The sequence below is a fragment of the Aureimonas sp. SK2 genome, assembly GCF_029813115.1.
Classification (GTDB): domain Bacteria; phylum Pseudomonadota; class Alphaproteobacteria; order Rhizobiales; family Rhizobiaceae; genus Aureimonas.
In genome coordinates, this window is the sequence record NZ_JAPZDS010000015.1 from 112,451 (window position 1) to 121,778 (window position 9,328).

General features: G+C 69.5%; 10 protein-coding genes. All 10 read left to right on the forward strand.

The window, feature by feature from the left end:
- Positions 1–14 precede the first annotated feature (14 nt).
- Positions 15–737, forward strand: coding sequence for a LamB/YcsF family protein (locus O5O54_RS17820; RefSeq protein ID WP_279483183.1), 723 nt, complete (start codon positions 15–17; stop codon positions 735–737).
- Between the two features lie 46 nt (positions 738–783).
- The gene (locus O5O54_RS17825; protein WP_279483184.1) at positions 784–1,017 is read left to right on the forward strand and encodes an acetyl-CoA carboxylase; all 234 of its coding nucleotides are present in this window, start codon (positions 784–786) and stop codon (positions 1,015–1,017) included.
- Positions 1,017–2,369: an acetyl-CoA carboxylase biotin carboxylase subunit gene (locus O5O54_RS17830; protein ID WP_407061727.1), complete on the forward strand. Its 1,353-nt coding sequence runs from the start codon at positions 1,017–1,019 to the stop codon at positions 2,367–2,369. Before O5O54_RS17825 ends, O5O54_RS17830 begins: the two co-directional genes overlap by 1 nt.
- A gap of 9 nt (positions 2,370–2,378) precedes the next feature.
- Positions 2,379–3,254 carry an allophanate hydrolase subunit 1 gene (locus tag O5O54_RS17835; protein ID WP_279483185.1) on the forward strand — a complete coding sequence of 292 codons (876 nt, stop codon included), beginning with the start codon at positions 2,379–2,381 and terminating at the stop codon, positions 3,252–3,254.
- Positions 3,244–4,215: a biotin-dependent carboxyltransferase family protein gene (locus tag O5O54_RS17840; RefSeq protein ID WP_279483186.1), complete on the forward strand. Its 972-nt coding sequence runs from the start codon at positions 3,244–3,246 to the stop codon at positions 4,213–4,215. Before O5O54_RS17835 ends, O5O54_RS17840 begins: the two co-directional genes overlap by 11 nt.
- Positions 4,216–4,356: 141 nt before the next feature.
- A complete protein-coding gene (locus tag O5O54_RS17845; protein ID WP_279483187.1) occupies positions 4,357–5,115 on the forward strand; it encodes an ABC transporter ATP-binding protein in 759 nt (252 codons plus the stop codon).
- The gene (locus tag O5O54_RS17850; protein ID WP_279483188.1) at positions 5,112–5,846 is read left to right on the forward strand and encodes an ABC transporter ATP-binding protein; all 735 of its coding nucleotides are present in this window, start codon (positions 5,112–5,114) and stop codon (positions 5,844–5,846) included. The genes O5O54_RS17845 and O5O54_RS17850 overlap by 4 nt, the downstream gene beginning before the upstream one ends.
- Positions 5,847–5,848: 2 nt before the next feature.
- Positions 5,849–6,754: a branched-chain amino acid ABC transporter permease gene (locus O5O54_RS17855; protein WP_279483189.1), complete on the forward strand. Its 906-nt coding sequence runs from the start codon at positions 5,849–5,851 to the stop codon at positions 6,752–6,754.
- Positions 6,755–6,759: 5 nt separating this feature from the next.
- On the forward strand, positions 6,760–7,845 hold the full coding sequence (locus tag O5O54_RS17860; protein ID WP_279483190.1) for a branched-chain amino acid ABC transporter permease: 1,086 nt from the start codon (positions 6,760–6,762) through the stop codon (positions 7,843–7,845).
- A gap of 43 nt (positions 7,846–7,888) precedes the next feature.
- A complete protein-coding gene (locus O5O54_RS17865) occupies positions 7,889–9,082 on the forward strand; it encodes an ABC transporter substrate-binding protein (RefSeq protein ID WP_279483191.1) in 1,194 nt (397 codons plus the stop codon).
- The last annotated feature ends 246 nt before the right edge of the window (positions 9,083–9,328 follow it).

Consider the following 9,328-nt stretch of genomic DNA (forward strand, 5'->3'; position numbering starts at 1 on the left):
AGGCGGAGGGGTCGATGGGGGTCACGCTCAACTGCGACATGGGCGAGGGGTTCGGCCTCTACCGCATCGGCGACGACGCCGGCATGATGCCCTTGATCGACGTCGCCAACGTCGCCTGCGGCTTCCATGCGTCCGATCCCGACCACATGCGCAAGACGGTGCGCCGCGCGAAGGAAAACGGCGTGCGCGTCGGTGCGCACCCGTCGCTTCCCGACCTCGCCGGCTTCGGCCGGCGCGAGATGAAGCTCTCCCGCGAGGAGGTCGCCAACCTCGTGATCTACCAGACCGGCGCGCTGAAGGGCTTTCTCGAGGCCGAGGGCATGGCGCTCAACCACATCAAGCCGCATGGCAGCCTCTACGGCATGGCCGCCCGGCAGGAGGAGGTCGCGCACGGCATCTGCGACGCGGCGGCCGTGTTCGGCGTGCCGCTCTTCGGCATGACGGGCACGCTGCACGAGAGCGTCTACCAGGCGCGCGGCATCCCCTTCGTGCACGAGTTCTACGCAGACCTCGACTACGCGCCCGGCGGCGCGCTGATCGTCACCCGCGAGCACGAGGCCAAGGACCCCGAACTGATGGCGCGCCACTGCGTGCGCGCCCTGCGGGAGAACCAGGGCACGGCGAACGACGGCAGCGCCTTTCCGGCCCGCGCCGAGACGATCTGCGTCCATTCCGACACGCCCAACGCGCTCGACATCGCCCGCGCCGTGCGCGCGGCGATCGCCCCCTGGCACTGAATTTGCAAGCCTTCGACCAGAACCCCGTTCCCCGGAGTTGCCCACGATGCCCCAGATCCTCTCGCCTCTTCCCGGCACGTTCTACCGCAGCGCCTCGCCCGACAAGCCGCCCTACAAGGCGGACGGCGACGCGGTGGCGGTCGGCGACGTCGTCGGCCTCGTCGAGGTGATGAAGTCCTTCCACGAGGTGCGCTCGGACGTCGCCGGCACCAACGTGCGCTTCGTCGCCGACAACGAGGAGCCGGTCATGGCCGGTGCGCCGCTGGCGGACCTCGACTGATGCTGAAAAAACTCCTCGTCGCCAACCGCGGGGAGATCGCGGTGCGCATCATCCGGGCCGCGAGGGATCTCGGCATCCGCACCGTCGCCGTGCATTCGGCGGCCGATGCGGACGCCCTCCACGTGCAGCTCGCCGACGAGGCCGTCGCCATCGGTCCCCCGGCGCCCAAGAAGTCCTACCTCAGCATTCCCGCGCTCCTGAAGGCGGCCGCGGACACGGGCTGCGACAGCGTCCATCCCGGCTACGGGTTCCTGGCCGAGAACGCCGAGTTCTCCGATGCCGTGACGGCGGCCGGCCTCATCTTCGTCGGCCCGTCGGGCGAGGCGATCCGCCTGATGGGCGACAAGGTCTCGGCCCGCGAGGCGGCGGCAAGGGCCGGCGTGCCCGTCGTGCCGGGCTCGGCGGGTCGCGTCGTGGGGCTGGAGGCGGCGCGCGCCGTGCTTGGCCAGACCGGCTTCCCGGTGATGATCAAGGCGGCGGCGGGCGGCGGCGGGCGCGGTATCCGGATCGCCAACACGCAAGAAGAGTTCGACCAGGCCTTTCCGCAGGCCGAGGCCGAGGCGCTCGCCGCCTTCGGCGACGGCGGGCTCTACATGGAGAAGGTGATCGGCCGCGCCCGGCACATCGAGGTGCAGGTGCTGGCCGACGGCCGGGACGCCGTCCACTGCTTCGAGCGCGAGTGCTCGCTGCAGCGACGCCGGCAGAAGGTCTGGGAGGAGGCGCCCTCCCTTGCCCTGTCGCCCAAGCTTCGCGAGGAACTCTGCGCCTCGGCCGTCGCGCTCGCCAAGGCGGTGCACTATTCCGGCGCCGGGACGGTCGAATATCTCTACGACGAGGCCGCCGACCGCTTCTACTTCATCGAGATGAACACCCGCATCCAGGTGGAGCACCCCGTCACGGAGGCGATCACCGGCATCGACCTCGTGGCCGAGATGCTGCGCATCGCGGGCGGCGAACCGCTGCGGCTGAAGCAGTCGGATGTCGCGGTGAAGGGCCACGCGATCGAGGTGCGGCTCAACGCCGAGGATCCGGCCCGCGACTTCGCGCCCTTTCCGGGCACGGTGGAGGATCTTCGCATTCCCGGCGGCCCCGGCGTGCGCTTCGATTCGATGCTCTATCCCGGCTACACGGTGCCGCCCTTCTACGACTCGCTGCTCGCCAAGCTCATCGTCCATGCCGAAACGCGCGAGGCGGCGATCGTCCGCCTTGTCCGGGCGCTCGGCGAGACCGAGATCGGCGGCCTGAAGACCACGAAGCCCCTGTTCCTCGCGCTCGCCGCCGATCCGGCCGTGCGCGCCGGAGACGTCCACACCCGCTGGCTGGAAGGCTGGCTCACCGACAACAGCCTCTAGGGAGATCCGATGTCGATACGCTTCAGCTTCGGCGGCGACGAACACATCTTCGGGGAGGTCTCCGAGGAAATGTCGCTCGCCTCCTTCTTCACCGGCCTGTCGATGTGCAAGGCCGTGCGCGACGCCGACATTCCCGGCGTCACCGAGATCTGCCCGGCGAACGCCAGCTTCCAGATCCGCTTCGACCCGGACCGGATCGGCCCGCAGGATCTCCTGAAGGAACTCCAGTCCTTCGAGGCGGCGGCCTCGCAGTCCGACGAGACGCTGGAAACGCGCATCATCGAGCTGCCGGTCTATTTCCAGGATCCCTGGACGCACGAGACCGGCCAGCGGTTTCGCGAGCGGCACCAGGACCCCTCCTCGACCGACCTCGAATACTCCGCCCGCATCAACGGCTACGCGAGCGTCGAGGAGTTCGTCGCGGCCTATTCCGGCCAGCCCTGGTTCGTCTCCATGGTCGGCTTCGTCGCGGGCCTGCCCTTTCTCTACCAGATGGTCGAGCGCCAGCGGCAGATCGAGGTGCCGAAGTACTTGAGGCCCCGCACCGACACGCCCAAGCTCACCATCGGCCACGGCGGGTGCTTCGCCGCGATCTACTCGGTGCGCGGGGCGGGCGGCTACCAGATGTACGGCGTGACGCCGGCGCCGATCTACGACCCGACGCGGAAGGTGAACTACCTCCGCGACGAGATGTGCCTCTTCAGGCCGGGCGACATCGTGAAGTTCAAGGCGATCGACCGGGCCGAGTACGACGCCACGCTGGAGGCGATCGAGGCCGACACCTTCGCCCCCACGATCCGGCCCTGCTCCTTCAACCTCGCCGCGTTCAACCGCGACATTCCCGGCACCAACGCCAAGCTGATGGAACTTCTCGATGGCCGTTAACGTCTTAGGCCCGGGCCTGGCCACCACCGTCCAGGACCTCGGCCGTCCCGGCTACTACCATCTCGGCATCCCCGAGGGCGGCGGCATGGACCGCTTCGCCACGGTGATCGCCAACCTCCTGGTCGGCAACGACGCAAACGCGGCGCTCCTCGAGGCGACCTTCATGGGGCCGGAGCTTGAGTTCACGAAGGACACGTCCGTCGCGGTGACGGGCGGCGAGCTGCCGCCGAAGGTCAACGGCGAGGAGCGGCCGACTTGGGAAAGCTTCCCCGTGAAGGCCGGCGACCGCCTCTCCTTCGGCTTCCTGAAGGGGGGCGCCCGCGCCTATATCGCGATCTCCGGCGGCATCGACGTGCCCCTCGTGCTCGGCTCGCGCACGACCTATGTGCTCGGCGCGCTGGGCGGCTTCGAGGGTCGTGCCCTGAAGGCGGGCGACGTCCTTTTCGTCGGCGAGGGGTCGAACACGGTCGGACGCAGCCTTCCCGTCCACCTCCGGCGTGCGCGCTCCGACCCGGCCGAGCTGCGCATGCTGCCGGGCCTCTACTGGCACCGGATCACGGAAAGCGCCGGCAAGCGCTTCTTCTCCGACACCTGGAAGGTCGCGCCCGAAGCCGACCGCATCGGCTACCGCTTCCGGGGCGGGGCGCCGCTGGAGTTCGTGGAGCGCGAGCCGCCCTTCGGGGCGGGCTCCGACCCGTCCAACATCGTCGATGCCGGCTACCCCTACGGCTCTGTCCAGGTGCCGAGCGGCACGGAGCCGATCGTGCTCCACCGCGATGCGGTCTCGGGCGGCGGCTACATGATGCTGGGCGTCGTGATCTCGGCCGACATGGACGTGATCGCCCAGCTTCAGCCGCACACGCCCGCCCGCTTCCAGCCCGTGACGCTGGACGAGGCGCTGGCGGCCAGGGCCGACGCCACCAGAGCGCTCCAGCGCGCCAAGGACCACGTCGCGGGCTGACCGCCCGCGGCCGCAGCGGCCGGCCTTGAGCCGGATCCGGGAGGGAGATTCGAAAAACGCCCGGCACCGATGCCGGGCGGGAGACGGCGCACGGCCCGATGGCCTGAGACCCCTTCCGCGCAGACAGGAAAGGAAAGGCGCATGAACAGCTTGAGGGCGGACGCCGTGTCCGTCGCCTTTGCCGGCCTGAAGGCCCTGTCCGCCGTCGATCTCGCGCTGGAGCCGGGTCGGATCACCGGCCTGATCGGGCCGAACGGGGCGGGCAAGACGACGCTGGTCAACGTCATGACCGGCTTTCAGGCCCCGACGGAGGGCGCCGTGCGCCTCGGCGACGCGAAGCTTTCCGGCCTCAAGCCTTTCCAGGTCCGCCGCCGCGGGGTGGCCCGCACCTTCCAGGGCGGGCGGCTGTTCCGCGACCTGCCCGTGATCGACAATCTGGAGGTGACGGGCGTCGGGCTCGGCCTGTCCCGCCGGCAGGCGCTGGCCGAGGCGGAGGCGATGCTCGCCTGGATGGGCATCGCCGAGCTCGGGTCCCGGATCGCCGGCACGCTGCCCTATACGGACGAGCGGCGCGTCGCCATCGGCCGCGCCCTGATGGGCCGTCCGTCCTTCGTGCTCCTCGACGAGCCGGCGGCGGGCATGAGCGGGGTGGAGGCCGCCGACCTTTCCGCCCTGATCCGGCGCATCGCCGGGGAGCTCGGCTGCGGCGTCCTCCTGATCGAGCACAATGTCGGGTTGGTGCTGGGCCTGTGCGAGCACATCGTGGTCCTGGATTCGGGCGCCGTGATCGAGGAGGGGCCGCCCGCCGCCATCCGCGCCAGCGAGCGGGTGCGCCACGCCTACATGGGAACGGCCGCCGACGCGCCGGTTCCGGTGGAAGCCCTGGAGGTGGTCGGTTGAGCCTTCTCGAACTCTCCGGCGTCACCATCCGCTACGGCCGGCTCACCGCCGTGCGCGAGGTCTCCCTGTCCCTGAAGGAGGGCGAGATCCTCTTCGTCACCGGCCCGAACGGCGCCGGCAAGTCCTCGCTGATGCGCGCGATCGCCGGCGTCACGCGGCCGGCCGAGGGCACGATCCGCTTCCACGGCGACGACATCACCGCCGAGAAGCCCGAGGCGATCGCGCGCCGGGGCGTCTCCATGGTGCCGGAGGGGCGCGAGGTCTTCGGCTCGCTGACCATCGAGGAGAACCTCCTGGTCGGCACCGGCATGCGGGCGCGGGAGCCCGGCGCCAAGGCGCGAACCGCCGCCGAACTCCAGTCTGTCTACGACACGTTCCCGATCCTGAAGGAGCGCCGCCATGCCCAGGCCGGCCTCCTGTCGGGCGGCCAGCAGCAGATGCTGGTCATCGGCCGGGCGCTGATGACCGGCCCGAGGCTCGTCGCCATCGACGAGCCCTCGCTGGGCCTTGCCCCCAACATCACCGACCAGGTCTACGAGCGCCTGATCGCGCTCCAGCGCCAGCGCTCGCTCACCCTGCTGATCGTCGAGCAGAGCTCCACCCGCGCGGTCATGGTCGGCGGGCGCATGATCCTGATGCGCGGCGGGCGCGTCCTTCTCGACGGGGACGCGCGCGAACTCGGGGACGGCGAGGCCATCAAGGCCGCCTATTTCGGCTACGAGGACCACTGACCATGCTGCAGGTCGTCTTCGACGCTCTTTCGCTCGGCTCCCTCTACGCACTCGGGGCGCTCGGCATCGCGCTGATCTTCGGCGTCATGCGCCTCGTCAACTTCGCCCATGGCGACGTCATCGCCTTCTCGATCTTCGCGCTCCTCTGGCCCTCGACCGACGCGATGGCGATCGTCTTCGCCGGGCAGCTGCCCCCGTATCTCCTCGTCCCCTTCGTGCTTCTGGTCGGCGCCGGCCTCTCGGTGCTCTGCGAGATGACGGTGTTCCGGCGCTTCCGACACGCCAGCCCGGCCACGATGATGATCGCCTCCTTCGCGCTCGGCTTCGTGATCCGCTACTTCCTGCTGATGCTCTTCACGAGCCGGCCGAAGTCGATCTCGCTCCTGCCCGGCCTGTCGCAGCCGGTGGAGATCCTGGGCGCCCGCCTGCCGCTCCTCCAGCTCATCACGATCCTCGCCACGCTCGCCATCCTGGCCGCCCTGACCGTCTTCCTGCGCCGCACCCGCTTCGGACTGGAGATGCGCGCGGCGGCCGAGAACTTCTCCATGGCGCGCATGCTGGGGGTCCGGGCCAACCGCGTGATCACCATGGCCTTCGCCCTGTCGGGGGCGCTCGCGGCCGCGATCGGCCTGATCTTCGGCGCGCAGACCGGCACCGCCGACATCCAGATGGGCGCCTCGCTGATGCTGATGGCCTTCATCGCAACCGTGATCGGCGGACTCGGGAGTCTGGCCGGCGCCGTTCTCGCCGGCTTCCTCCTCGGCGCAGCCTCCGTCGTCATGCAGGTCGCCCTGCCGCTCGACGCGCGCGCCTTCCGCGACGCCTTCGTCTTCGCCGCCGTGATCCTGGTGCTCCTGTTCCGCCCGCAGGGCCTGATCGCCGCGCGCGGCACCAAGGAAAGGGTCTGACCGCCATGGCCACGTCCTCCGCGTCGCTGAGCCCTGTCGCGCCGCTCGCCGAGCCGCGGAAGCCGCCCCGCTTCGCGCTCGCCCGCCGCACGATCCTGACGCCCGTCCTCCTGTCGCTGATCCTCCTCGCCATCGCCGTGGTCACGGTCTGGACCGGCTCGCGGCCCTTCAACCAGACGGTGATCGACGTCTTCGTGCGCGTCACCTTCGTGGTCGGCCTCTACATCTTCATCGGCAATTCCGGCGTCCTGTCCTTCGGCCATGTCGGTTTCGCGTGCCTGGGCGGCTACATGGCGGCCTGGCTCACCATCAACCCGGTGATGAAGGCGAGCGCGCTGCCGGGCCTGCCCGACCTCATCCTCTCCGCACGCCTGCCCTACTGGCAGTCGGCCGCGATCGCCGCGCTCTTCGCCGGGCTCGCCGCCCTCGTCGTCGGGCGCATCCTGATGCGCCTGTCGGGCATCGCCGCCTCCATCGCGACCTTCGCGGTGCTTGCGATGATCAACACCGTCTACGCCAACTGGGATTCGGTGACGGGCGGAACGTCCTCCGTCGTCGGCATCCCGATCGTGCGCACGATCTGGCCCTATCTGATCGGGGCCGTGGTCGCGGTCTTCGTCGCCTGGGCGCACGCCATCTCGCGTGCCGGCCTGGCGCTCCGGGCCGCGCGCGACGAGCCGACGGCGGCCGCGGCGTCCGGCATCGACATTCCGCGTGAGCGCCTCGTCGCCTTCACCGTCTCGGGTGCGGTGATGGGCATGGGCGGCGCGCTGATGGCCCATTCGGTGGGCGTCGTCACGCCCGACACCTTCTATCTCGGCCTCACCTTCATCACGCTCTCCATGCTCGTCGTCGGCGGCATGAACAGCCTGACCGGGGCGGTGCTCGGCACCGTCATCCTGTCCGCCCTGATCCAGGTCCTGCGCTGGTTCGAGGCGGGGGTGGAGATCGGCGGCACGCCCTTCGCCCTGCCGAAGGGCCTCCAGGAGATCGCGCTCGGCGTGATCATGATCGTGATCCTGGCGCTGCGCCCGGCCGGCCTCTTCGGCCGGAGCGAGATCACGCTTCGTCGAAAGAACAACAAACCCTGATCCCGCCGGCATGACGCCGGACGGTCCAGCAAAGGAGACGTGCATGACAAAGACCCAGCATCTTGTCGCAGCGGCCCTCGCTTCGGTGTGTCTCACCGCGCCGGCCTTTGCGGACGACGACACGATCAAGATCGGCTTCGCCACGGCCGAGTCCGGCTTCATGGAGGCCTACGACAAGCCGGCGACGGACGCCGCGCTGATCCGCATCGACGAGATCAACAAGGCCGGCGGCCTTCTCGGCAAGCAGATCGAGGTGGTGAAGGCCGACACCAAGTCCGACCGCGCTGAAGGCGCCAAGGCGGGCCTCACCGTGATCGACCAGGGCGCCGACCTCGTGGTCGTCTCCTGCGACTACGATTTCGGGGCGCCCGCCGCGCTCGCCGCCGAGGACGCGGGCAAGGTCTCGTTCTTCCTGTGCGCCGAATCAGTCAAGGCGGGCATCCAGGGCGTCGGCCCCTTGTCCTTCTCGGCCTCCGTGCTCGCCCCGGTGCAGGGCGCGGCCATGTCGGAATGGGCCTTCAAGGAGCGCGACGCCAAGAGCTTCTACAAGCTCCTCGACACCTGGACGGTCTACAACAAGGGCATCTGCGACGGCTTCGACTGGATGATGCCCAAGCTCGAGGCGCAAGGGGCCAAGCTCGTCGGCGAGGACACGTTCAAGAACGAGGACGCCTCGATCGCCGCCCAGATCACCCGCATCAAGTCGCTCCCCGAAGAGCCGGACGCGATCATGCTCTGCACCATGATGCCGGGCGGCGTCTCGGCGGTGAAGCAGATCCGGGCCGCCGGCATCAACTCGATGATCCTCGTCGGCTCGGGCATGGACGGCAGCTACTGGCTGCCCGCGGTGCCCGACCTCTCGAACTTCTTCATTCCCGTCCAGGGCTCGATCTACGGCGACGACCCGCGCGAGGCCGTGAAGTCGTTCAACGCCGCCTTCAAGGAGCGCACCGGCGCCGATCCGTCCAGCCAGTACGCCTATCCCGGCTACGTGATGGTGGACGTCTGGGCCAAGGCCGTCGAGCGCGCCGGCACGACGGAGGCCGAGGCCGTGGTGGCCGAACTCGAGAAGATGAAGGACGAGCCGACCGCCTTCGGCCCCCGCACCTTCACCGCCGAGCTGCACCACCAGAACAACGCGAACTACCTCGTCGTGGGGGTCGAGAAGGGCAAGCCGGGCGTCGTCGGCGAGTGGACCCTGTCCGAGCCGGTGCCGATGGACGCGATCCTGAAGTAAGCGGCGGCGCTTAGCATTCCGCGAAAGAGGTCCGGTCGCCGCAAAGTGGCCGGACCTCTTCGCATGTCGCCTCGTCTACGACCTGCTACGGTGCCTCGGACAGTCGAGAGAAGCCTCGATATTTCCACTGTCATCCTTGGGCCTGACCCGAGGATCTGCGACGGATCGGCGCCTCGACGTGGGTCGATCCTCGGGTCAGGCCCAAGGATGACGGCGGAAAGGAAGGGTATGGCGCTCCGGGGGGCT